23 protein-coding genes are annotated in these 22,598 nt (G+C 72.3%); 10 read left to right on the forward strand and 13 right to left on the reverse strand.

From position 1 onward, the window contains the following. The first annotated feature begins 25 nt into the window (after window positions 1-25). The gene (locus tag IE257_RS39215) at window positions 26-2,407 is read left to right on the forward strand and encodes a bifunctional serine/threonine-protein kinase/ABC transporter substrate-binding protein (RefSeq protein WP_189970065.1); all 2,382 of its coding nucleotides are present in this window, start codon (window positions 26-28) and stop codon (window positions 2,405-2,407) included. Here the strand turns inward: IE257_RS39215 and IE257_RS18985 are convergent. Further along, window positions 2,331-3,221, reverse strand: coding sequence for a CTP synthase C-terminal region-related (seleno)protein (locus IE257_RS18985; RefSeq protein WP_189970067.1), 891 nt, complete (start codon window positions 3,219-3,221; stop codon window positions 2,331-2,333). The genes IE257_RS39215 and IE257_RS18985 overlap by 77 nt on opposite strands. 76 nt (window positions 3,222-3,297) lie before the next feature. Between IE257_RS18985 and IE257_RS18990 the strand changes: the two genes are divergently transcribed. Then, window positions 3,298-4,209, forward strand: coding sequence for a LysR family transcriptional regulator (locus IE257_RS18990; protein WP_189970068.1), 912 nt, complete (start codon window positions 3,298-3,300; stop codon window positions 4,207-4,209). Between the two features lie 128 nt (window positions 4,210-4,337). Next, on the forward strand, window positions 4,338-4,862 hold the full coding sequence (locus IE257_RS18995) for a hypothetical protein (RefSeq protein WP_189970070.1): 525 nt from the start codon (window positions 4,338-4,340) through the stop codon (window positions 4,860-4,862). A 46-nt stretch (window positions 4,863-4,908) separates the two neighbouring features. Here IE257_RS18995 and IE257_RS19000 read toward each other — a convergent pair whose 3' ends face one another. The 6 genes from IE257_RS19000 to IE257_RS38485 all read right to left on the reverse strand — a co-directional run bounded on the left by IE257_RS19000 (window position 4,909) and on the right by IE257_RS38485 (window position 7,353). Further along, window positions 4,909-5,271: a DUF5763 domain-containing protein gene (locus IE257_RS19000; protein ID WP_189970072.1), complete on the reverse strand. Its 363-nt coding sequence runs from the start codon at window positions 5,269-5,271 to the stop codon at window positions 4,909-4,911. Window positions 5,272-5,411: 140 nt separating this feature from the next. Continuing rightward, window positions 5,412-5,708, reverse strand: coding sequence for a hypothetical protein (locus IE257_RS19005; RefSeq protein ID WP_189970074.1), 297 nt, complete (start codon window positions 5,706-5,708; stop codon window positions 5,412-5,414). Between the two features lie 117 nt (window positions 5,709-5,825). Next, window positions 5,826-6,137, reverse strand: a complete 312-nt coding sequence (locus IE257_RS19010; protein ID WP_229920490.1) for an ABC transporter permease subunit — start codon at window positions 6,135-6,137, stop codon at window positions 5,826-5,828. Beyond that, window positions 6,122-6,295, reverse strand: coding sequence for an ABC transporter permease family protein (locus tag IE257_RS38480; RefSeq protein WP_229920491.1), 174 nt, complete (start codon window positions 6,293-6,295; stop codon window positions 6,122-6,124). Before IE257_RS38480 ends, IE257_RS19010 begins: the two co-directional genes overlap by 16 nt. Further along, the gene (locus IE257_RS19015; RefSeq protein ID WP_189970221.1) at window positions 6,292-6,516 is read right to left on the reverse strand and encodes an NIL domain-containing protein; all 225 of its coding nucleotides are present in this window, start codon (window positions 6,514-6,516) and stop codon (window positions 6,292-6,294) included. The genes IE257_RS38480 and IE257_RS19015 overlap by 4 nt, the downstream gene beginning before the upstream one ends. A gap of 42 nt (window positions 6,517-6,558) precedes the next feature. Then, entirely contained in the window at window positions 6,559-7,353 is a 795-nt protein-coding gene (locus tag IE257_RS38485; protein ID WP_229920492.1) for a MetQ/NlpA family ABC transporter substrate-binding protein, read from the reverse strand. A 330-nt stretch (window positions 7,354-7,683) separates the two neighbouring features. On the opposite strand from IE257_RS38485, the gene IE257_RS19030 reads away from it, so the two are divergent. Further along, entirely contained in the window at window positions 7,684-8,070 is a 387-nt protein-coding gene (locus IE257_RS19030; RefSeq protein WP_189970077.1) for a hypothetical protein, read from the forward strand. Between the two features lie 76 nt (window positions 8,071-8,146). On the opposite strand, the gene gdhA is transcribed toward IE257_RS19030, so the two are convergent. Continuing rightward, complete coding sequence (gene gdhA, locus IE257_RS19035; protein WP_229920493.1) at window positions 8,147-9,502, reverse strand: NADP-specific glutamate dehydrogenase; 1,356 nt, start codon at window positions 9,500-9,502, stop codon at window positions 8,147-8,149. Between the two features lie 292 nt (window positions 9,503-9,794). Between gdhA and IE257_RS19040 the strand changes: the two genes are divergently transcribed. The 3 genes from IE257_RS19040 (at window position 9,795) to IE257_RS19050 (ending at window position 12,578) form a co-directional block, all read left to right on the forward strand. Next, window positions 9,795-10,280 carry a DUF2975 domain-containing protein gene (locus IE257_RS19040; protein WP_189970081.1) on the forward strand — a complete coding sequence of 162 codons (486 nt, stop codon included), beginning with the start codon at window positions 9,795-9,797 and terminating at the stop codon, window positions 10,278-10,280. Then, window positions 10,280-10,513 carry a helix-turn-helix domain-containing protein gene (locus IE257_RS19045; protein ID WP_189970082.1) on the forward strand — a complete coding sequence of 78 codons (234 nt, stop codon included), beginning with the start codon at window positions 10,280-10,282 and terminating at the stop codon, window positions 10,511-10,513. Before IE257_RS19040 ends, IE257_RS19045 begins: the two co-directional genes overlap by 1 nt. A 610-nt stretch (window positions 10,514-11,123) precedes the next feature. Beyond that, on the forward strand, window positions 11,124-12,578 hold the full coding sequence (locus IE257_RS19050) for an amidase (RefSeq protein ID WP_229920494.1): 1,455 nt from the start codon (window positions 11,124-11,126) through the stop codon (window positions 12,576-12,578). A 45-nt stretch (window positions 12,579-12,623) separates the two neighbouring features. Here the strand turns inward: IE257_RS19050 and IE257_RS19055 are convergent, their stop codons facing one another. Both IE257_RS19055 and IE257_RS19060 read right to left on the reverse strand, forming a co-directional pair. Continuing rightward, window positions 12,624-13,910 (reverse strand): anhydro-N-acetylmuramic acid kinase, encoded by a 1,287-nt coding sequence (locus IE257_RS19055; RefSeq protein ID WP_189970226.1) that lies wholly within the window; start codon window positions 13,908-13,910, stop codon window positions 12,624-12,626. 5 nt (window positions 13,911-13,915) lie between these two features. Then, window positions 13,916-15,238 (reverse strand): MFS transporter, encoded by a 1,323-nt coding sequence (locus tag IE257_RS19060; RefSeq protein ID WP_189970085.1) that lies wholly within the window; start codon window positions 15,236-15,238, stop codon window positions 13,916-13,918. Window positions 15,239-15,466: 228 nt separating this feature from the next. On the opposite strand from IE257_RS19060, the gene IE257_RS19065 reads away from it, so the two are divergent. The 3 genes from IE257_RS19065 to IE257_RS19075 all read left to right on the forward strand — a co-directional run bounded on the left by IE257_RS19065 (window position 15,467) and on the right by IE257_RS19075 (window position 19,171). Beyond that, window positions 15,467-16,699: a cytochrome P450 gene (locus IE257_RS19065; protein ID WP_189970087.1), complete on the forward strand. Its 1,233-nt coding sequence runs from the start codon at window positions 15,467-15,469 to the stop codon at window positions 16,697-16,699. 160 nt (window positions 16,700-16,859) lie between these two features. Then, on the forward strand, window positions 16,860-17,111 hold the full coding sequence (locus tag IE257_RS19070) for an EF-hand domain-containing protein (protein WP_030387800.1): 252 nt from the start codon (window positions 16,860-16,862) through the stop codon (window positions 17,109-17,111). A gap of 179 nt (window positions 17,112-17,290) precedes the next feature. Beyond that, the gene (locus IE257_RS19075; RefSeq protein ID WP_372453073.1) at window positions 17,291-19,171 is read left to right on the forward strand and encodes a serine/threonine-protein kinase; all 1,881 of its coding nucleotides are present in this window, start codon (window positions 17,291-17,293) and stop codon (window positions 19,169-19,171) included. Between the two features lie 103 nt (window positions 19,172-19,274). Here the strand turns inward: IE257_RS19075 and IE257_RS19080 are convergent, their stop codons facing one another. The 3 genes from IE257_RS19080 to IE257_RS19090 all read right to left on the reverse strand — a co-directional run. Continuing rightward, complete coding sequence (locus tag IE257_RS19080) at window positions 19,275-19,910, reverse strand: VOC family protein (protein ID WP_189970091.1); 636 nt, start codon at window positions 19,908-19,910, stop codon at window positions 19,275-19,277. Between the two features lie 541 nt (window positions 19,911-20,451). After that, window positions 20,452-21,918, reverse strand: coding sequence for an NF041680 family putative transposase (locus tag IE257_RS19085; protein ID WP_189970093.1), 1,467 nt, complete (start codon window positions 21,916-21,918; stop codon window positions 20,452-20,454). 356 nt (window positions 21,919-22,274) lie between these two features. Continuing rightward, window positions 22,275-22,598: tetratricopeptide repeat protein (locus IE257_RS19090; RefSeq protein ID WP_189970095.1), on the reverse strand; the 324-nt coding region annotated here is incomplete at its 5' end.

The following is a 22,598-nucleotide window of genomic DNA, read 5'->3' on the forward strand; positions in this document are numbered from 1 at the left end:
GCCCGGCAGGACCTAGAGTGTGCGCGTGACCGAGCACAACCCCGAACTCATCGCCGGCCGGTACCAGCTCGTCGAACGCATCGGCCAGGGCGGTATGGGCCGGGTATGGCGTGGCCTCGACCAGCACCTCTTCGGACGCGAAGTGGCCGTCAAGGAGATCCTCTTCCCGCCGGGCATGGACGACGGCGACCGCGCGGCGCTGCTCCAGCGCTTCATCGGCGAGGCGCGCGCTGCGGTCACACTCAGCCACCCCGGGATCATCACCATCCATGACGTCGTGGAGCACCACGGTGTCCCCGTCATCGTGATGGAGTTGATCCGCGGGCAGTCCCTGGCAGCCACCATCCGCAGCCGGGGCAGGCTGCCGGTACAGCGGGTGGCCGAGATCGGCGCCGCCGTGCTCGATGCACTGGCCGAGGCGCACCGGGCGCGGATCGTCCACCGCGACATCAAGCCGGACAACGTGCTCCTCACCAAGGACCGCGTCGTCCTCACCGACTTCGGCATCGCCCACCTCGCGGACGCGACGACCAAGCTGAGCCACAGCGGAATGGTCATCGGAACGCCGCAGTACATGCCGCCGGAGCAGCTGGAGGGCAAGCGCCCGACCCCTGCCAACGACCTGTGGGCGCTCGGCGCGACCCTGTACCACGCCGTCGAGGGGCGCCCGCCGTTCGATGCGGAGGGGCTCCACGCCCTCGCCGTGGCCGTTTTCACGCGCCCGTACCGGCCGGCGGTCCACGCCGGCCCGCTGGCGCCCGTGCTCGATGCGCTCCTCACCAAGGATCCGGCGCAGCGCGTGGACGCCGGAGCAGCGGCCGAGATGCTGGCATCGGTGCTGCGGTCCGCCACGACCGGGCCCGACGCGTCCGCCGGGCGGGGGCACGAAGCCGGGCCCGGTTCCCCCGGTACCTCACCTGCGCGCGACCCGAGGACGGCCCCCGTACCGCCACCCGACGCGGTGACGACCGCTGCCGCTCCGGAGGCGCCGGAGCAGGCACCGTCGACGACGCCGTCGCCGCCGACCCCGACGGTCGTGGACCCCGGTTCCGCCGCGGGCACCCCGCGGCGCCCCGTGCCGGAGCTCCCGGCCGAGGACGCGGTCGAGGTCGTGGGCGGGCCGGCGGCCACCCGTCGGCGGCCCCTCACCCGGCGCGCCGTGGTGCTGAGCGCCGTGCTGGCCACGCTCGCCACGAGCTCCGTCCTGACCTGGACCCTCACCCGTGACGACGACGCGCCCCGCGGTGGCGGGGCGGCCGGCAGCGGCTCGGGAGGATCGTCCTCCGTGACCGTGGTGATCGGGGTGGACGCACCGCTCAGCGGCGGCGGCGCGCTGTCCTCGATGGGCGTCGGCATCAAGAACTCCGCCGACCTCGCGGTCAGGACCGCCAACGAATCCGGGCATGTCCCCGGCGTGCACTTCGAGATCAAGGCCCTGGACGACGGGGCCGACCCCGCCCAGGGCGAACCGAACGCCGCCCGGTTCGTGTCCGACGAGAAGGTGCTGGGCGTCGTCGGACCCCTCAACTCCGGAGTCGCCAAGACTCTGGTGGCACCGCTCGCGCAGGCCAACATGGCCGTCGTGTCCCCGGGCAACACCGACCCCGTGCTCACGCTGGGCCCCGACTGGGCCGCGGGTACCAGGTCCCGCCCCTACTCCACCTATTTCCGCACCGTCGCCACCGACATCGACCAGGGGCCGTTCGCCGCCCGGTACCTGCACGACAAGGCGAAGAGGAGCAAGCTCTACGTGGTGGACGACGCGAGCGCCCACGGCACCGCTCTCACCGCCGGTTTCACGGCCGAGTTCACGAAGCTCGGCGGGACCGTCGTCGGCACCGAGCAGGTCGACCCCGCGGAACGCGCCTTCGCGGGCCTCGCCGCGAGGGTGCGGTCCTCCGGAGCCGATGCCGTCTACTTCGGGGGCTACTACGACGCGGCAGCACCGCTGTCCCAGCAACTCGAGGAAGCCGGGGTCACCGTCCCCCTGATGGGCGGCGACGGCATCTTCGACCAGCAGTACCTCACCTCGAACCCGAAGGCCGAGGGCGACCTCGCCACCAACATCGGCGTGGCCGCCGAGGAATCGTCGGCGGGGCAGGACTTCCTCTCCCGGTACGGGAAGGCGGGGTACCCGGAGGCGGCCGGCTGGTACGGCCCCTACGCGTACGACGCGACCTGGACCCTCATCGAGGCGGTGAAGGCCGTCGTGGCGGCCAACAACGGCACCCTCCCCGGCGATGCCCGCGCGAAGCTGCCCCAGGCCGTGGCGGGGCTGGCCTTCGACGGCGTGACGGGCCGCGTCGCCTTCGACGGGGCCGGAGACACGGTCAACCGCCGGCTGACGGTGTACGCGGTGAAGGGCGGCAGTTGGGCGAGCCTGACGAGCGGACCGGCCGCGCGCTGACGCCCGCGGGACGAAGCCGACGCTCTGAGACGGCCTGGCGGCGGCCGCGGGCGTGCTCCACGGCGGCCGCGGCGAGTCCGACGATCAGCGGGTGGGCGCGGGTGCCGTCGCCGTCGAGTTCGGGCTGGAAGAGGGTGGCCAGGAAGAAGGGGTGTCCGGCCAGTTCGGCGATGCGGATGTCGCCTGAGTCGTCAGCGCCCGTGAAGGTCAGGCCATGGGCCCGCAGGAGGTCCAGGTGGTGCGGATTGGGACCGTAGCTGCAGTGGTACCGCGCCTGCGTGCGGTCGGCCCCCAGCAGTTGAGCGGCGCGCGATCCGGGAGTGACCCGGACAGTGCCCTCGTGGCCGACCAGTGAGCAGGCCAGCGGGACGACCACGGCGTCCGCCTGCACGGTGGCCGGGTCGTTCTCGGCGTGCGCGGCGCGGTCCAGGCCGCAGACGTTGCGGGCGAACTCCAGCAGGGCGTGCTGGAAACCCCCACAGGTGCCCAGGAAGGGGATGCCGCCCTCGCGCGCGGCCCGGATCGCCGAGAGGACTCCGGCCTCGCTGCGGTAAGGACTGCCCGGCAGCACCCAGACGGCATCGAAGCCGTCCATGCCCTGACCGGCGTCCTCGGTGGGGATCCAATAGGCGTCGAGGTCCAGCCCTTCGCGCAGCCGGAGCGCCTGGAGCAGCCCGGGGATCCGGGCGTGGGCGCGGACGGCCTCGGAGCGGTCGCCGACGAGGGCGATGCGGGCGGTGGGGCCGATGCGGGCGGTGAGGGCGGTGGATCGCGAGGACTCGCTCACCGTCCGGTACGTCGGGGTGCTGTTCATGGAATCCATCCTGCGGACTCCAGGACATCAGGTCCAACGATGATTCCCGGTCCGTGCATTAGCGATACTGATGGGCATGGATCCGCATCTCCTCCGCACGTTCGTCGCGGTCCTCGACCACCGCTCCTTCTCCCTCGCGGCCTCGGCCCTCGGCTACACCCAGTCCGCCGTCTCCCAGCACATCGCCGCGCTCGAGGCGGATCTGGGCACCCGGCTGGTCGAGCGCCGTCCGGTGGCCGCCACACCGGCCGGCGCCCGGCTGATGGAACACGCTCCCGCGTTGCTGCTGCGCCTGGAAGCCGCCCGCGCCGACCTCGCCCGTCTGCACCGTGCCCCCTCCGACCGGCTGACCCTCGCCTGCTCCCCCGCCGCGCTCGGCGCACCCGTGGCCCGGGCCCTCGCCCGGCTGCGGGCCTCCGCCCGCGTGGACGTCGAAGTACGGGTGGTGGGCCGGGAGGCAGTGATCGAGGAAGTACTGACGGCACGCGCCGACCTCGGCCTCCTCGACGGCGTGGCCGCACCCAGCGACCCTCTGCCGCTGCCGGACCTCGGCCCGACCGTCACGCTCGCCGCATCCGAAGGGCCCCTGGCGGTCATCTTCCCGGACGGCCATCCACTGGCGGAGCGGGACGCGGTGCGGCTGACCGACCTGGCGCAGGCCCAGTGGATCGACTCCCCGGACACGGCCGTCCCCCTCGACCGGCTGCGCGCCGTCTGCGGAGCGGACGGATTCCGTCCCCGGTTCCGCCATCTCGGCACCGACATCCACGGCTTGGCCGCACTCGCCGCGGCAGATCACGGCCTCGCCGTGCTCCCCCTGCCGCTGGCCGCCGCCCTCCCCGGCGTTACGGCGGTCCCGGTCCGGCACCCCCGTCTGGTCCACCGCACCGAACTGCTCCACCCGGCCGACCCCTCGACCCCGGCCCGCCGCCTGACCGGCCTCCTCACACACCGCGACGGGAGCCGTGTCCACGAGGACGCGGACTGAACCCGATCCCGCGAGAACGAAGGGACTTCGTCCGCGCATCTCAATCCGGTGACTCACCGGTGCTCGACCCGCCGTTGTATGTAGCTTGATCGCCGTTCTAAGTGTTCTCGCGACTCAGGAGCCCTTCAATGGCGATGCAGTGGACCAGCAGCACGGAAAACCTCAAGAAGAGATGCGGGGGCCTGTTCGCCGTCATATCCGCCGTCCTCCTGCTCGCCGCATGCGACCCGAGCGCCACCGGATCCGTCACCGGCACCCCGAGCGCGAGCGTCACGGCCGGCGCCGCCGCTTCGGCGACGCCGGCCTTCCCGACCACGAGCCCGAGCAACACCCCGAGCGCCCTTCCCGCCTCGGCCGCACCGACTCCCGCGGCCACCACAGAGGCTCCCGCTGCCAGGACCACAGCGCCGGCCCCGGCCGCCACCGAGCCTGCGCCCGCACCTCCCGCTCCGACCCGTACGCGCACCCAGGCCCCCGCTCCCGAGCCCACCGGGGCGAGCACCGATTGCTACCCGCGCTCCAACGCCGGGAACTGCTACAAGGCCGGCCAGATCTGCAGGAAGGCCGACGTCGGAACCTCCGGCCGGGACGCCAACGGCCGCACGATCCACTGCCGCCAGGACAGCAGCGTCGGACAGCGCTGGGGCTACTGATCCGCCCCTGATCCCGTCCCGCGCGACGGCCCCCGCCCCGCGACGGTCAGGTGAAGTTGAAGGTCCGTTCGACGAACGCGTACGTCAAGCGGGCCACCGGGGGCTCTTCCCGGGGCTCCGGTCGCACCACGACCGGAGCCTGCGCCGGTGCGCAGGCGAAGAGGCTCTCCGCCCCGGTCGGCTCGTAGAGCGGCACGTCCTTCAATGCCTGCTCGACCGGGGCCTGCTGCCCTCCCTGATGCCGCTCGCACGGGCCGCCCCCGGAGGCGATCACACAGGGCCGGCCCTTGGCGTTGATCACCCGGCACCGAACCTCCGGATCATGAGTGTGACACAGGCCCGAGGGCCGGGCCTCGATCTGACACCGGCTGCCCTTCTTCGTCGCCGCGCGGCACTGAAGCATGCTCATGCCACCCGAGGCTACCGCCTGCCCCTTCCCGGCCCACGTGGTGGGAGGCCTGCCGTATGTCATTCAACTCGTCGGCCGACCGGTCCTGTTGGTACGGGATCCGGGCGCGCGGCCATCCCGGGCGCCCGGATCCCCGCAGTTCACTCGTCGTGGACGTCGCAGTCGGTGTAGACGGTCGGCCTCGTCATCAGGGCCGACAGCTGCTCGGCCAGTTCGCTGGTCTCGGGCGCGCTGCTGTTGGCCATGGCCGCCTCGTGCGAGTCGAACTCGACGACGGCGAGATAGCGGTTGGGATTGGCCCGGTCCCGGAGCAGGGTGCGGGCCGTCGGTGCACCGGTGCGGCCCTGCGCACGGGCCTGCTCCTCGTAGGCGCGCAGCAGGTCGCGTGCCTCGTCGATACGCTGCGTCTCGAAGTCGATGATCTGGGCGAACTTCATTCTTCTGTTCCTCCTGGCGTACGGCGGTCCCCGCGGACGCGGTTCTTCCGTCCCCCCAGCAAACACCGTGGGAGCGCTCCGGCCGCGGCTCACACGCCCGTCGCCCGTCGCCTTCGGTCAGCGGCGGAGCACCTTGCGGGACACCACGTTGCCGAGCAGCTGCGCCGACTGCACCAGGGCGATCAGGTCGAGCACCGTCATCACCATCACCGAGGTGTCGAAGCGCAGGTAGCCGTAGGTCATCGCCAGGTTGCCGACGCCTCCGCCGCCGACCGTGCCGGCCACCGCGGAGAAGTCGATCAGTGCAACCAGCATGAACGTCAGGCCGAGGACCAAGGGGCCCAGCGCCTCCGGAACCAGCACCGTGAGCAGGATCCGCAGCGGGCTCGCGCCCATGGAGCGGGCGGCCTCGATCACTCCGGGTTCCACGGAGAGCAGGTTCGACTCGCGTACAGGGTGAGGCCCACCGCCAGCCCGCCGGCCGTCGACAGCGCCAGGGTGATGAGCACCATGTAGACGGTCTCGCCGGTGGCGTCGAGGACCTTCGGCCAGAACGTGCTCCAGTCCGTGCTCCATTCCGCCTTCATCGGGCACCCGCTTCCACACGATCGGCGGCGGTGAGTCCGGCGACCACGGTTTCGACGGCGCGGGCCTCGCCGCGCAGCTCCAGGGTCACGCTGCCCAGGGGGCGCCCCTGCACCTCGCCCACGCCTCCGTGGACGAGGGTGAAGTCGACACCGTGGGCGTGCAGGAGCTGCGAAAGGCCCTCCAGGCCGGGCCGGCCGTCGGCGACGGGCAGGGTGATCAAGCGGCCCGGGTGGCGGGCGCGGAGTCGTTCCCTGCTGGAAGATCATGCCGATCTCACGCCGGAGGGGCGCAGGCGGCGTTCACCGAGGGACGAGAGGTCCTGGCCGTTCAGCAGGACACTCCCGGAGGTCGGTTCCTCCAAGCCGTTGACCAGGCGCAGGAGGCTGGACTTGCCCGCGCCGCTGTGGCCGACGACCCCGAAGACGGTGCCCGCGTCGACGGAGAGGCTGACGCCGTCGACGGCGCGCGATCCGCCCGGGAACTCCTTGGCGACGTCGCGCAGTTCCACGGCGGCGGTCATCGTGCCGGCTGCTTCTGGATGCGTGCGACCTCGACCTGGAGATCGGCGGCGGGCAGCTCGACGTGGTGCGCGGTGCCGTTGCTGGTGCGGCGGACCTCGTCCTGCACGGCCCGGGAGGCGTAGGTTGGCGGGGTCGTTGGGGAGGGCTGTCTCGGCCCGGTCCGGAAGGTCCGCGATCTGCTCGTGCTTCTTGGAGTACAGGCCGAGGGGGACCACGGTGGTCGCCGCGATGGGGGCGATGCCGGTCTTGTTCTCGGTGTTCGACTGGGCGAGGAACACCAGGTGCTGGAAGGCGTTGAGCTCGATGTCACCGGCGCTGAGGGCCTTGTTGGGGAGCGAGTAGTCGTCAAAGACGACCGTCTCCACGGCCAGGCCCTCCTTCTTGGCCTCCTTGGCGAGGACGTCCCATTCCGGGGAGTCGCCGGAGACGCCGACCCTGATGCGGTGGGCGTCCGTGCCGCCGGCGCCGCAGCCGGACACGAGCAGTGCGAGGGCGGCGGCGGTGGATGTGGCGAGCAGGGTACGTCGACGCGGCACTGCAGAAATCATTGTGTGGTCCATGTGCAGAGGAAGGCCGCGCAAGGGATGCATGGATCGTAGATCGAATCCACCGTTTGACCTTCGAAAGAAAGGTTCTCTTCATGAATCTGAAACGAATAAAGAATCCAGTGACTTCCGGCGGGACATGCAGACGGACGGGTGAGGCCGGTCCCCCCTACAGCCGTACCGGCCGGGCCACCCGGGTGACCTTCCGCACCGGTTGGCCGATGCCGGACCGGCGTGGCGGCCGCACCGTGATGCGCGCCGGTCGAGTGTGGATGGATCGTCCGCAACCCGCTGCAGGACGCCTCGCCGGGAGTACCAGTCATGCGCCGTTTCATCCCCGCACTGCCAGTCGCCGTCGCCCTGACCGGGGCCCTCGCCGTCCCCGCGACCGCCGCCGCGGCGGCCGACCCGAGGCCGATCACCTCCCCCTACGTCCAGGCCGCCGCGGATGTCAGCGCCTCCGGGGCGCTGAGGCGGGCGAAGAACATCGACTGGGTACGCCACATCAACACCGGCCGGTACTGCGTGAACGTCAGCGAAGAGGTCAACCTGGCGTTCAGCGTCGTCTCCGTCGAGCTGCCCAATTCCAACCGCCGCAGCTTCAGCACCACCCCCAACGGCGTGTGCGGCCCGGACTCCGTCACGGTCTACACCTACGACCTCAGGGGCAACTACGCGGACAACCCGTTCACGGTCGTCGTGTTCTGACCCCTGTCCGGAGCCTCCTGCGCGCCTGCGGGGGCGGACCGGTCGGCCGGTCCGCCCCCGCGCCGCGCTCGTCCGATCAGATGACGCCCTGCGCCAGCATCGCGTCCGCGACCCGCTCGAAGCCGGCGATGTTCGCGCCGGTGACGTAGTCCCCCGGCGCGCCGTACCGCTCCGCGGTCTCGTGCGCGACGTCGTGGATCGAGCGCATGATGCCGGCGAGCTCGTCCTCCACCCGCTGTGCGCTCCAGGCGACCCGCCCGGCGTTCTGGCTCATCTCCAGGGCGCTGACCGCGACACCGCCCGCGTTGGCGGCCTTGCCGGGCCCGAACGCGACCCCGGCCTCCTGCAGGATCCGTACGGCCTCGGGAGTGGTCGGCATGTTGGCGCCCTCGGAGACCGCCTTGACCCCGCCGGCGACGAGCGTACGGGCGTCCTGTGCGTGCAGTTCGTTCTGCGTGGCGGAGGGGAAGGCGATGTCCGCCGGCACCTCCCAGACCCGGCCGCCGGGCACGAACCGCGCCGAGGAGCCGCGCCGAACCGCGTAGTCGCTCACGCGCCCCCGCTCGACCTCCTTGATCTGCTGGAGCAGTGCGAGGTCGATGCCCTTGTCGTCGACGACGTAGCCCTGGGAGTCCGAGCAGGTCAGCGCATTCGCGCCGAGCTGCTGGAGCTTCTCGATCGTGTACAGGGCGACGTTGCCGGAGCCGGAGACCACCGCGGTCAGCCCGTCCAACGACTCGCCCCGGACCTTCAGCATCTCGGCGGCGAACAGCACGCTGCCGTACCCGGTCGCCTGCGGCCGGATCGCGGAACCGCCCCAGCCCTGGCCCTTCCCGGTCAGGACGCCGGCCTCCCAGCGGTTGGTGATGCGCCGGTACTGGCCGAAGAGGTAGCCGATCTCGCGGCCGCCGACGCCGATGTCGCCGGCGGGGACGTCGGTGTGCTCGCCGATGTGCCGGTGCAACTCGGTCATGAAGGACTGGCAGAACCGCATGACCTCGGCGTCCGACCGGCCGTGCGGGTCGAAGTCGCTGCCGCCCTTGCCGCCGCCGATGCCGAGGCCGGTCAGGGCGTTCTTGAAGATCTGCTCGAAGCCGAGGAACTTCACCACGCCGATGTCCACCGACGGGTGGAAGCGCAAGCCCCCCTTGTACGGGCCGAGCGCGCTGTTGAACTCGACGCGATAGCCGCGGTTGACATGAACCCGGCCCCGGTCGTCCTGCCACGGGACACGGAAGAGGATCTGCCGCTCGGGCTCGGTGAGCCGCTCCACCAGGGCCACGGCCGGGTCGGCGTACTCGGGCCGGGAGGTGAAGACGGGGGCCAAGGTCTCCAGGACCTCCCGTACCGCCTGGTGGAACTCGGGCTGCGCGGGATTGCGCCGCTCGATCTCGGCCCGCAGTGCTTCCAGCCTGTCCTTCGAGTCCTTCACGTGTGTCCCTCCAGGGAGTGCGCGGTGCGCAGACGACGGCAGGTCCATGGTGTCCGCGGGGCCGCGAGTACCGGTCGATTCCGAGTGCAGCGCACTACGAACGCACGCTTTCGGAAAAGTTTTTCCGGAGCTCGACCCCTTTCTGGAGGCTACCCCGCACGTCGCCGCTCTGGGCAAGGCTTCTGCCCTGCGGACAAAAACGCCCGCCTTCCGCGGCCGTCCGCCCCTTGCTACGCCTATCGATATTCGATAGATTCCCACCGTAAATCGATTGATGAAGGGGTGGTGGGCCATGGGAAGAATGACCGTGGGTGCGCTGCGTACCGTGCTCGTGGTGGTGCTCGCGGGGACGGTGCTCGTACAGGCCGCGATGGTGTGGGCGTTGGTCACCGGCGAGAAGGAGGGGTCGCTCCCACTGACCCCCCTGCGCATACTCACGATCCTGGGCATGGCATCGGCCCAGGTCGCTCTGGTCTGCGTGTGGCGACTGGTGGCGATGGTGCGCCGTGGAACCGTGTTCTCCCACGCCGCCTTCCGGTACGTGAACGGTGTGATCGGCGCGATCGTGGCGGCCGCCCTCGTATGGTTCGCGGTCACCGCCGTCAACGCCCCGGGCCAACGCGAGGACCCGGGCGTCACCGTCATCATGGGTGGGGTCGGGGTGGCCATCCTGGGGGTCGCGCTCATCGTGCTGGTGCTGCGGATGCTGCTCTCCCAGGCAGTCGCGCGCGACGTCGAAGCCGCGCAGATGCAGGCCGAGCTGGACGAGGTCATCTGATGCCGATCGCCGTCGACATCGACGTGATGCTGGCCAGGCGGAAGATGTCCGTGGGCGAGCTCGCGGACCGCGTGGGGATCACGCCCGCCAACCTGGCGGTGCTCAAGAACGGCCGCGCCAAGGCAGTGCGCTTCGCGACGCTGGCCGCACTCTGCGAGGTGCTCGAATGCCAGCCGGGCGACCTGCTGCGCTGGGAGGGCGAGGATCCCGGGGCACTGCCCGCGGCCGAGTAGAGGGGACCCCGACCGGCCCAGGGGGGAAGGGCCCGGTCGGGGCCGCGCCCCGACCGGCGGGGGGAGCCGGGCAGGGCGGTACGAGCGTGGGGCGGGAAGGGTGGCCGCCTCGCGGCGGAGGGCTCCGGGGGGCTTCAGCCGAACGGTCTTCCCCTCAAGCATGTGGTCGGGCCCGGGGACACAGCCCCTTCCCGCGCCCCACACATGGATGAACGGTCAACCAACGCGCAATGTTCCCGGCCGCCCCCGCCGCCCGGCCGATCATGCGCTGCACGCTCATGTCGGCGCGTTCACGGGGTCACAGGTGTTCTCTCCGCAGGCCTTTCGGCCCGTCGAGACGGCTCCGTAGGAAAGCGACGGCCCCGGGGCGGCCTCTCATGCGTCGGCGACGCGCAACACGGGCTTGCCGACCGCCCATGTGGTCCGCCGGCAGCGATGACGCCACCGATCCCGTGGGTGCGGGGCTCTTGGCGGCGCCGACGGGCGGACGCGGGGCGCATCCAACGGTGCTGCTCATAGGCCGACTTCGGGTCAGTGCGCTTGACGCGCGGGCCGCCGGGCGACAGCCTTGGCCGGAGTTACCGGCAGGTAAGGGGTGAGGGGGCACGTGGTGGCCATCGACAGGGACGACGACGCAGCGCGCAGGGAGCAGGACCGGGACGACACCGAGTTGATGTTCCTCGGGGTCGAGCGGCAGGCCGAGCAGGTCCGCGCCGGCAAGACCACCTCCCGCGCCCTCGTCGAAGCCGCGCTGCGCCGTATCGCCCGCAGCGACCCGGACCTCGGAGCTTTCCGCATCGTCCTGGCCGACCAGGCCCTCGCCGAGGCCGATGCCCGCGACGCGCAGGAATCCACCGGTCCGCTCCACGGCGTGCCCGTCGCCGTCAAGGACGAGCTGGACGTCGCCGGGCAGGTCACCACCTTCGGCGGCGCCGCCAACCGCACCCCCGTCTCCGCCGATTCCGAGGCCGTACGCCGCCTGCGCGCCGCCGGAGCCGTCGTCATCGGCAAGACGGCGATGCCCGAGTTCGGCCAGTGGCCCTTCACCGAATCCGCCGCGTACGGCCGCACCCTCAACCCGTGGGACACCACCCGCACACCCGGCGGCTCCAGCGGCGGCAGTGCCGCCGCCGTCGCGGCCGGCATGGTCCCGGCGGCGCTCGGCGGGGACGGCGGTGGTTCCATCCGCATCCCGGCCGCCTGCTGCGGCCTGTTCGGCCTCAAACCCCAGCGCGGCCGCGTCTCCACCGCCCCCAACCCGCACCTCTGGTACGCCCTCGGCACCGTCGGCCCGCTGACCCGGACCGTGCGCGACTCGGCCCTCCTGTACGACGTCCTCGCCGGCACCACCCCCACCGACCGCTGGAGCGCCGGCCCCGGCCCCGCGGCCAACGGCTGGGTACGGGCTCTGGAGGCCCCGCCCGGCAGGCTGCGCATCGGCTACTCGGCCAAGTCCGCCGTGCCCGGGGTGCGCCCGCATCCGGCGCACGTCGAAGCCCTGCTGGAGACCGTACGGGCGCTGCGCGAACTGGGCCACGACGTACGGGAGGTCGACCCCCGCTACCCCGACGCGACGGCCCCGTTCGTCGCCCAGTTCTGCGGGGGCGTCCGGGCGGAGGCCGCCGCGGTGCAGCGCCCCGACCTGCTGGAGCGGCGGACCCGCACGGCCCTCGCGCTGGCTCGGCTGGTCCCCGCATCCGCCGTGGAGCGCGGGATCAGGGCGGGCGAACGGCTGGCGGAGCGCGCCGACCGGATGTTCACCACCATGGACCTGCTGCTGACCCCGGTCATCGCCGAGCGGCCCCGCCCGGCGGGCGCGCTGGACGGCGCCGGGCTGCTGACGGCGATGGTGCGCTCGCGCCCGATGGTCGCCTACACCGCCCTGTGGAACGTCACCGGGCACCCGGCCGCGTCCGTACCGGCGGGCGTCGGCGCGGACGGGCTGCCGCTGGCCGTGCAGCTGATCGGCCGCCGCGACGACGAGGTGGGCGTCCTGCGGGTGGCGGCGCAGCTGGAGGCCGTCCGGCCGTGGGCGCAGCACCGGCCGCCGCTGACCGCCGGGTGAGCTGCTGCCGCCGCGGACGCGACGGACGCCACCGGCCCGGCCGCATCACCGCGCGTGGTCCGGCCGGAGCGGGCCGGGCCCGCCGTCGACGGTGAGCCGGACCGGCGCCGTCGCCGGCGGCCGCGGCAGGCTCAGGCGCGGACCGCCGGGCGTGATCGAGCCGAGGACGCTCGGGTGCCGGGCGCCGGTGCACGAGGGGACGGTGCCCGGCAGACCGTGCGCGGTGAGCCAGCCCAGCACGGCGAAGGCGTATGCCTCCTTGGCCCCCGCGGGCAGCCCGAGTTCGTCCGAGGACCGCACCACGCACCCGCCGGCCCCGCCGGCCCCGCCGATCCCGCCCAGTTCCTCCCGCAGCCAGTCCATCAGCACCGGGTTGCGCGTCCCGCCGCCCGACGCGATCACCTCGGTCGCCGCGAAGGGCCGGATCGCGTCGGCGACGGTCCGGGCCGTGAGCCGGGTCAGCGTGGCGACGACGTCCTCGGCGGGCAGCGGCCCGCACGAGTCCAGCGCCGAGCGCAGGTAGGGCAGGTGGAAGAGTTCCTTGCCCGTCGTCTTCGGCGCGGGACGGGCGTAGTAGGGGTCGTCCAGCAGCCTTCGCAGCAGCGGCGGGTGGACCGCGCCCCGCGCGGCGAGAGCTCCGCCCGCGTCCATCGCGTACGGCTCGCCCGAGGCGTCGCGCCCCGCCAGCGCGCGGGCCGCCGCGTCGATCAGCGCGTTGGCGGGGCCGGTGTCGAAGGCGAGCGGTTCGCCTCCGGTCCCCTCCGACCCGCCCGACCCGCCCGACCCGCCCGACCCGCTCGGCACGACCGTCACGTTCCCGATCCCGCCCAGGTTGAGCGCGACCGCTACCCCGGGCCGTCCCCGCAGCCACATCACGTCGACGATGCTGACGAGCGGCGCCCCCTGTCCCCCGGCTGCCACGTCCCGGGTACGGAAGCCGGAGACGACGGGCCGGCCGGTCGCCTCGGCGATCCAGGCCGCCTCGCCGATCTGGAGCGTGCCGTGCACCCGGCCGTCCTCGGCCCAGTGGAAGACCGTCTGTCCGTGGGACGCCACCAGGTCGGCCCGCCCGCCGCACAGCTCCTCGTCCGCTCGCACCGCCGCCGCGGCGAAGGCCCGTCCGATGCGGGTGTCGAGCCGGCAGACCGTGGCCAGATCCGCCCCGGCGGGCGGCAGGGCCCCGGCCAGGTCGGCCCGCAGATCGTCGTCGTAGGCCTCGCTGATCATTCCCAGGGGCGTGAGCACCAGCGTGTCGCCGTCGAGGGAGAGGTCCGCGGCGGCCGCGTCGATCGCGTCGTACGAGGTGCCGGACATCAGGCCGACCACGCGCAGGCGGCTCACCGCAGCGCCCTCCGGTGGTCGTCGCCGCGCAGCGTCAGCAGCGCGGCGACGCTCACCGCGCAGGTGGCGGCGGCGTAGTACCCGGGGACGTCGACGTTCCCGGTCCGCTCGACCACCTCGGTGATGATCAGTCCTGCACAGCCCGCGAACACGGCGTTGGACAGCGCGTACGCCAGCCCGAGCCCGGTGCAGCGCACCCCGGCCGGGAACATCTCGGCCAGCATCGCCGGTCCCGGACCCGCCATCAGGCCGACGCCTGCCCCTGCGGCGAACAGCGCCGCCCCCTTCGCGTACGCCGGCCCTCCGGGGTCCCGCACCAGGTGCAGCAGCGGGAGTGCGAGCACGGCCACCAGCAGGGCCCCGGTGACCATCACCGTCCGCCGCCCGATCCGGTCGCTCAGCCTGCCGGCGGGCAGGATCGACGCGGCGAACCCCAGGTTCGCCAGGACGGTGCCGAGCAGTGCCCGCTGGAAGGTGGTACCGAGCGTGCTCTGCAAGTAGGAGGGCAGGACCACCAGGAAGGTGTAGCCGGCCGCCGACCAGCCCATCATCCGACCGACTCCCGCCACCACGGCCCGGACCGTCTCCCCGGGACGCGGGCGGGGCCGGCCTCCGGGCCCGGGGACGGGCGCCGCGAGGGCGGGCGGCTCGTCCGGTGGCAGCCGCAGCCGCAGTCGCAGTGCGACGAGCCCGAGCGGCAGGGTTAGCAGGAACGGCACCCGCCAGCCCCACCCGTGCAGCTGCGATGCGGTCAGTACGCTCGCCAGGACCACGGCCACGCCGGCGCCCGCGAGCAGGCCGAGCGCGACCGTGAACGATTGCCAGGCCCCGTACAGGCCCCGGCGGCCCGGTGGCGCGCATTCCGTCATGACCGAGACCGCCCCGCCGAACTCCCCGCCCGCGGAGAGCCCTTGCAGGATCCGCAGCAGGGTCAGGAGCCACGGCGCGGCCGCGCCGATCGAGGCGTACGTCGGCAGCAGGCCGATCGTTGCCGTGGCGCCGGTCATGAGGCAGACGACCAGGACGAGCGCGGGCCGGCGGCCCACCCGGTCACCGAACCGCCCGAACACCGCGGCTCCGACCGGCCGGAAGAAGAACGCCAGGGCGAACGACGCGTACGCCTTGACGAGCCCCTCCACCTCGCTGCCGCCCTCCGGAGTGAAGAACTGCGCCGCGATGACGGTGGCGAAGTAGCCGTAGATTCCGAACTCGTACCACTCGATGAAGTTACCGACGGATCCCGCCAGCAGCGCCCGGCGCGCGTCGTCCGGCCGGACCGTCGCAGCAGGCCGCACCGGACCGGGGGCGGGTGTGGTCATGGATCAAGCGTGCTGATCCCCGGGCGGCTCCACAAGCGCCGTCCGCCATCTGCCGTACAGAGCATTATTTCGGGGGCTCAGGCGCGCCGGGCAGACGCGCAGGTTCCGGCTCCGCTCCAGCAGGCGCCCTACCGGGTCGGGAGGGTTTCGGGCAGGATGACCCGGCGCACCGGAGGGCGCCCGCGACGGTGACCCCCGCCCGGTCCCGACCGTGATCCGGAGGTCCCTGTGACGTGGCACGACGCCCAGGCGCGGCGTGACGAGCTGTACCGCGACCCCTATCCGCTCTACGACCGGGCCCGCCGGGCCGACGGTCTGACGTACGTGCCCGAGTTCGATGCGTGGCTCGTGGCGCGCGACCGGGACGTACGACAGGTGCTGCTGCGCGCGGAGGACTTCTCCTCGGTCAACTCGCTGCTGCCCGACATCCCCCTGTCGGAAGCGGCGCTCGGTGTCCTGCCGCGGGGGTTCGGTCCCCGCCCCACCGTCGTGTCCAGCGACGGCCCGGCCCACCGCCGGCACCGGGCCCCGCTGAACCGCGGGCTGTCCGCCGCCCGGGTGGCGGCGCTGCTGCCGTACGCCCGCGCGTGTGCGGAGGAGTTGGTGGACGCCTTCACGGGGTACGGGGCCGCGGAGTTGGTGGAGGCGTACGCCCGGCGGCTGCCCGGGATGGTGGTCGGACGGCTGATCGGGCTGGACCCTGCCGACGTGCCCGCGGCCGTGCAGGGCGGCTACCGGGCCGAGGAACTGCTGTTCCGGCCGCTGCCGCCGGAGGGGCAGGTGGCTGCCGCCGAGGACGTGGTCGCGCTCCAGCACCTGCTGGACGGGTACGTCCGCGACCGGCGCGCCCGGCCCCGGGACGACATGTGCTCGACCATGGTGGCGGCCCTTGCACCCGGTGACGCCGAGCTCACCCTCGAACAGCGCCACGAACTGGTGACGAGCCTGCAGAACCTGCTGATCGCCGGATTCCTCACCACGAGCGCCCTCATCGGCACCATGCTGCTGCACCTGCTCGGAGACGACGACGGGCGGCAGTGGCGGATGCTCCGCGCCGATCCGTCCCTGGTCCCGGCGGCGGTGGAGGAGGCCGTCCGGCACGACACCGCCATCCAGGCCTTCCGGCGGACCACCACCCGGCCGGTGACGCTCGCCGGGACGAAACTGCCCGCGGGTGCCACCGTGCTGGTGGCGTACGGCTCGGCCAACCGCGACGAGGAACGATACGAGCGAGCGGCGGAGTTCGACATCACCCGGCCCGGGAACCGGCAGCACGTCGCCTTCGGGCACGGCCCGCACGGCTGCCCCGGTTCCCGACTGGCCCGTGAACAACTCCGTTTGACTCTTGATCTGTTCATCCGCCGGATGCCGGATCTACGACTGGACCGGGACCGTCCACCGCCGCAGATGCGGCCCACGCTGATCCACCGCTCACCGCAGGCCCTGCACGCCACGTGGTGATGCGCACCCGGTGCCCCGCGATGCGTACCGGTGCCCCGGAGCCGAACCGTCCCTTTGAATCCGGCACGCGGCGGGGCAACCCGGCAGGGCCTTTCGGCGTCCTCCCGTACAGGACGCCCCGCCCGGGAGGCGGTGCGTGTACCGCTGAGAGGAACACGTGATGAGTGAGAAGGCCCGGCGCCTGTTCGACGCCCTCGACCTCGATCAGGACGGCACCCTGACCCGCGCCGAGGTCATCGGCGCCCTGCGCTCCAAAGGTCCGACCCTCGCGGCGCAGGGAGCGATCCCCTTCTGGGGCGTCGGGGACACCCACGAATCCTCGGCGCTGTTCGACGCGGCCGATCAGAACGGCGACCGCGTGCTGACGTTCGAGGAGTTCGCGGCCGTGGTCAACCGCCGCTTCGGCTGGTAGCGGCCGATCCGCCCGAGCGGCGTCCGCCGGGACCCGCGACGCCGCGGCGCGGCTCGGCGCACCAACTGCCGACGCCGGCCCGGCGGTCCGGGGCGGGCGCGGTCCGGGCATTGGGTACGCTCTCGGTTGACTTCGGGGCGCCGGCAGGTGCTGAACCGCCGCAATCAGAGATGGATCCCATGGGCAGTGCACCTTCCGCCGACTTCTTCCAGCCGCTCAAGGCTGACGACCCGGCCGTCGTCGGCGGCTACCGCCTGGCGGCCGTTCTGGGCTCGGGCGGCATGGGGAAGGTCTACCTCTCCTACACGCCGGGCGGCCGGCCCATCGCCATCAAGGTGATCCGGCCCGAGTTCAGCGAGGACCCCGAGTTCCGGCGGCGCTTCCAGCAGGAGGTGCGGGCCGCGGAGCGGGTCCAGGGGCTCTACACGGCACCGGTCATCGACTCGGACACCGAGGGCTCCCAGCCCTGGCTGGCCACGGCCTACGTACCCGGCCCCTCGCTCGCCCACGCCGTGGCCCGGCACGGCGCGCTGCCGGTGCGCAGCGTGCTGCTGCTGACCGTCGGGGTCGCCGAGGCGCTGCACGTCATCCACGGCGCGGGCATCGTCCACCGGGACCTGAAGCCCGCCAACGTGCTGCTCGCCTCCGACGGACCGCGCGTCATCGACTTCGGCATCGCCCGGGCCGCCGACACCACCGCCCTCACGAGTACCGGTGTCAGCGTCGGCACTCCCGCGTTCATGGCGCCCGAACAGGCCTCGGCCGGTACGGTCACCCCGGCCACGGACGTCTTCGCCCTCGGGCAGATCGCGGCCTTCACCGCGATCGGGGCGTCCGTCTTCGGCGACGGGCCCTCGCACGCGGTGCTCTACCGGATCGTGCACGAGGACCCCGACCTCAGCGCCCTGCCCGAGGAGTTGCGGCCGGTGGTGACCCGCTGCCTCAGCCGCGACCCGGCCGACCGCCCGACCCTGACCGAGGTCATCGAGCTGTGCAACGCGGCCTCAAAGACCCCGCTGCGCCAGGGCGAGGACTGGCTGCCGCAGGCCGTCGCCGGCTCCATCACCGAGCGGCTGCAGCTCCCCGCGCCGGCGCCCACCCCGCCGCCGCAGCCGCCGACGGCCGCCCCGACTCCGACCGAGGTCTCGCCGCAGCCCCCGGCCACTGCCCCGGGCACGCCTGCGGCACCCGGCCACACGCCGACCGGTGTGGCCGCCGCGCCGACGCAGGCAGCCCCGGCGCAGGCAGCTCCCGCGCCGCGGGCTCCGGGGGCCGTGCCGCCGGGATACCCGACGCCGCCCCCGTACACGCAGCCCGCGTACGCGCAGCCCTCGTACGCGCAGCCCACGTACGCGCAGCCGCAGCCGCAGCCGCAGCCGCAGTACAACCAACCCCCGTACACGCAGCCCACATACGCTCCGGGCCACGGCACGCCGCCGCCGTTCCACCCCCAGGGCTTCGTTCCCGGTCGGCCCGCTGCGCCGCGCCCCAAGCGGACGGGTCTGATCGTCGTCGGGGCGATCGCGGCGGCGGTCATCGGCCTCGCGGTCATCGGGTCCCTGCTGCCGGACGGCTCCGACAAGGACGGGGGCGACAGCGCGTCGAGCGGCGGCAGCGCCGGGCAGAAGCGGCCCGACCCGCAGCCGGTCTCGTACCAGGGCATCGACGTGCCCCAGAACCATCAGCTGATGTTCGCCGACAACCCGCCGCGCCCGGCCGAGGAGCCGACCGGCGCCGGGGTGCTCTACGGGCACGGCGACCTCTTCTACTACCGGGACACCCTGTTCGGGGACGAGAAGTTCGGTACCGCGAACGGCAAGATCGTCCTGCTGAACAACTCCGAGAAGGGTTCCCTGGAGACCTGCCGCGCCGTGACCCGCTTCACCGAGAAGATCGGCCTCGACCAGCTCACGGACGGTTCTCAGGTCTGCGTGCTGAGCAAGGCCGGCCACATCACGCTGGCGACCTTCCGCGGCAGGTCGGGCGGGAAGAACGAGACCGGTTTCATCACCCTCGACCTGACGGTCTGGCGCAATGCCGAGGCCGCGGCGAAGAACTAGCTTTTGCCACGTGCCATCGACCGCCCACCGCAAGAACCGCTTCTGCGCGGTCTGGGACGGCCCCAGCTCCTCCGGCAGGTCCCGTGGGGCAGTCGGGCCCGGGTCAGATCGTGACCGGGCCGTGGGCGGTGGCGAACTCGACCGAGACCAGGCCCGGTTCCTCGTCCTCGACCCAGGTGACGTCGATCTGGTCGAGGGGGTGGTCGGCCGGTTCGCCGAGGAATTCGGCGATGGAGGCGGCGTCGCCGGCGATGGAGACCCCGTGGATGGTGGTGGAGGTGCGCGGGTCGGCGCTCGGGCGCTCCTCGGTGGGGACCAACCACTGCAGGAAGTAGGGAAGTTGTGGGTCCTCCAGCAGTTCCAGCAGGCCGATCTGCTTCCACCTCAGGTCGAACCCGTCGGGGCGGACACGGTGGCCCTCGGCCGAGGTGCGGCCGAGGCGGGCCTCGACCGGGGCGATATCGTCGACGGAGACCACCCAACCGAGCCAGCCGCCGCCCTCGGCGGCGCGGCGCGCGACTGCCTGGCCGAAGGGTGCGCGGTCGGCGGCGGGGTGGTCGAGTGTGGTGACGACCTCGACGTAGGTGCCGCCGCTCAGCGGGAGGATGAAATTGCGGGTGCCGAATCGCGGGTGCACGCCCCCGTCGACGAACCCGGCGCCGAGGGCCGATCCGATCCACTGGACGGTCGAGACGAAGCTGTCGCGGGCCACCGCATAGGACACGTGATCAAGTCGCACGGCGCCATCATCACCCGACGGCCCGCACAGATCCCGACGCCACGCCCGACGCCCCGGCCGCGTCCGCCGCGGATTCAGCTTGCCGTTTAACGTCGTGCCTGAACTCGCTCAGTACGAGTTGTCGAGTTGCTCTACGAGGAATCGAAGCTCGCGAGCCCGGCGCCGGGACATGCCGTGTATCACGGCATCCAGGAACTCCCGTGCTTCGAAGGGGCTGCCGCAGCATTCCCACACACCGCAGCCGCCGTCCTCGTACTCACTCCAGAGGTTGCGGTACGGGTCCCGCACGAACTCTCGCCAAATCCTCACGGACTCGGCTGTGACGCCAGGCCACAGGTAGTTCCGGCTCCTCTCGACCCTGGCAACTTCGGCAAGAGCAGGCGGGGACAGGCCAGCAATAGGGGGTTGATAGGTAAGCCGGTGCCGCGGCCACTGCTCGGCGCGGACACGCCCGGGCCGTCTACGCGGCATGGGCCTTTCTGTAGAACGTCATGGGGTGATCCTGCCAGAGACGGTTGCGCCGTGGCACCTGACTTGCAGCTCATTCCGTTCGTCGCGGCTTCGTCCCCTTCTTGTGGTGTGCGGGGCGGCTGTATGCCTCGCCGGTGGCGAGGACTCGTCCGACGTCGTAGCGGGTGGCGGCCCGTCGGTTCTTCGATCCGAGTGGCCGGCCGGGGCCGGGCCGGGTCGGTTTCGGTGCACGGGCTGGCGTGCCCGTCTTCGCCAGCAGGTTCCTGAACCCGCGACGGACTCGGGCAGGGGTGAGTCTGTTCGGTTCCGCCGGCCGCTCCCACGGCCGACGCAGATCCCGTGCGAGCGGGCGGGCGAGGCGGAGCTGAGCGTGTGCGGCCAGGACGAGCCAGGTCCAGCGGTCGGCGGCCTGCGAGTCCCGCAGTTTGGGCCGGGTCCAGCCGAGAGTCTGCTTGAGCAGTCGGAAGGTGTGCTCCACGTCGAACCGGCGAAGGAACGCCTGCCAACAGCGGTCGACGTCCTGGGGATCGGCGCCGGTGCCCGACCACCACAGCCAGACGGGCTTGTTCACACCGCCGCTGGGCAGTTTCTCGACCGACAGGCGGATCACGGTGCCCTCGATGATCGGCAGCGGCCCTTCGTGATCGCCCCATGCCGCCCGGCGGGTGAGCCGGGGATGCAGCCGGTCCCACGCTTGCGCCGTCGCGGTCCCATACCTGTCGGTGTCCGTGAGGGTGACCGCGTCTGGATCACCCCAGGTCTCGGGTCGGCCGAAGACGAATTCACCGCCGTGCTTGGGCGGGCGGCCGCCCTGCGGCGGGCAGATCCACGGCACCGGAACGGGCTTACGCATCACCCGGTCCGAGCGGAGCCTGCCCAGAACCTGCACGGGCAGGTCGGCCAAGAGGTGGGCGATGCGGGGCCCGTCGTAGCCCGCGTCCAGCACGACCAAGATCTTCGGGTCCCCGTCGCGCCACTGGCCGGCGTCCACGAGACGTTGGACGACGTCTCTGACTTGGTCGGCGGTGACCGCGGCCAAGTCGGCGCCAGGCTCCAGCCGGATTGCGTCGAGCAGCGCGGTCCACGAGGTGCGGCCGGTTTCTAGGGCGGCGACGATCGAGTACGGCCAGCCGGGCACCATCTGGTGCTTGCCCAGGCCCCGGCCGAAGGTATGGCAGAAGGAGCGGTCCGAGGAGGTGTCGGCGTCCGGCCGCAGCCACGGGGAGACGTCGACCGCCAGCACGAGCCGACCGTCGCCGGCTCGGGGAAGCGGGACGCTGGCCAGTGCTCGCCGCAGCCGGGCGACGTCGATCCGACCGTGGTTGATCCCGGAGTACAAGGCCCCGTGCCCGCGCCGATGCTCGGGAGCGAGCGCCAGGTCCACGAGGGTGCGGACCGGACCGTCGGTGCACAACAGCGCGTCGCACAACTCGAACAGGGCGTCGCTCCGCGCGGTCAGGCACGCGTATAACTCCGACCGGAACTCCGCCACCACCGTGAACGCGTCTCGTAGAACCTCATGCTCGACCAGTCCCACGATCCCGGCCTCCGTGCTGCGTTGTCGCTCAGCACAGGATCGGCCCGCGGCCCCTCACACATTGGTGAACTGGGGAAACACCGAACAAGTTCGAGCCCTGTTCGACGGTGGACCTTAAACGGCAAGTTCAGTGGCTGTTCCATATCCAGGGCGTAAAAGTCGGGGGTCTGCCGCGCGGGTGCGGCCGGCAGACCCCCGATGGGGATACGACGATCTCCGGCAGTGCAGGTTGGCGCAGGCTTTGGCCACAGCGTCCAGATTTGGTGACACGGCGTCCGCGGACGGCTGGTGGCCCCCAGCTTCGGTGCCCCGCGCTCCTGCTTGGAGGGTTCTGAACCCTCATCCGTCATGTGCCGTCAGGGGGTGTTGGCGGCGCGCTGGTACCAGAGTTGCGCCTCGGCCGCACGCCCGGTGTTGGCCAGCAGGAGTCCGAGGTTGTTCATGGCGTCGGTGTTTCCGGCGTCGGTGGCTTTGCGGTACCAGGTTTCTGCCTCGTTGGTGCGGCCGGTGTTCTCCAGCAGGAGTCCGAGGTTGTTCATGGCGTCGGTGTTTCCGGCGTCGGTGGCTTTGCGGTACCAGGTTTCTGCCTCGTTGGTGCGGCCGGTGTTGGCCAGCAGGAGTCCGAGGCCGTGCATGGCGCCGGTGTTTCCGGCGTCGGCGGCTTTGCGGTACCAGGTTTC

It is taken from the genome of Streptomyces avidinii, from assembly GCF_014650695.1.
Classification (GTDB): Bacteria; Actinomycetota; Actinomycetes; order Streptomycetales; family Streptomycetaceae; genus Streptomyces; species Streptomyces avidinii.

Excerpts from the sequence above, each read along its gene's own strand:
- IE257_RS19075 (WP_372453073.1), top strand. The coding sequence starts at position 17,291 with ATGGGCAGTGCACCTTCCGCCGACTTCTTCCAGCCGCTCAAGGCTGAC.
- IE257_RS19040 (WP_189970081.1), top strand. The coding sequence starts at position 9,795 with ATGGGAAGAATGACCGTGGGTGCGCTGCGTACCGTGCTCGTGGTGGTG.
- IE257_RS19005 (WP_189970074.1), bottom strand. The coding sequence starts at position 5,708 with ATGAAGTTCGCCCAGATCATCGACTTCGAGACGCAGCGTATCGACGAG.
- IE257_RS19070 (WP_030387800.1), top strand. The coding sequence starts at position 16,860 with ATGAGTGAGAAGGCCCGGCGCCTGTTCGACGCCCTCGACCTCGATCAG.
- IE257_RS18995 (WP_189970070.1), top strand. The coding sequence starts at position 4,338 with ATGGCGATGCAGTGGACCAGCAGCACGGAAAACCTCAAGAAGAGATGC.
- IE257_RS18985 (WP_189970067.1), bottom strand. The coding sequence starts at position 3,221 with ATGAACAGCACCCCGACGTACCGGACGGTGAGCGAGTCCTCGCGATCC.
- IE257_RS19060 (WP_189970085.1), bottom strand. The coding sequence starts at position 15,238 with ATGACCACACCCGCCCCCGGTCCGGTGCGGCCTGCTGCGACGGTCCGG.
- IE257_RS19030 (WP_189970077.1), top strand. The coding sequence starts at position 7,684 with ATGCGCCGTTTCATCCCCGCACTGCCAGTCGCCGTCGCCCTGACCGGG.
- IE257_RS19000 (WP_189970072.1), bottom strand. The coding sequence starts at position 5,271 with ATGAGCATGCTTCAGTGCCGCGCGGCGACGAAGAAGGGCAGCCGGTGT.
- IE257_RS19045 (WP_189970082.1), top strand. The coding sequence starts at position 10,280 with ATGCCGATCGCCGTCGACATCGACGTGATGCTGGCCAGGCGGAAGATG.
- IE257_RS38480 (WP_229920491.1), bottom strand. The coding sequence starts at position 6,295 with ATGAAGGCGGAATGGAGCACGGACTGGAGCACGTTCTGGCCGAAGGTC.
- IE257_RS18990 (WP_189970068.1), top strand. The coding sequence starts at position 3,298 with ATGGATCCGCATCTCCTCCGCACGTTCGTCGCGGTCCTCGACCACCGC.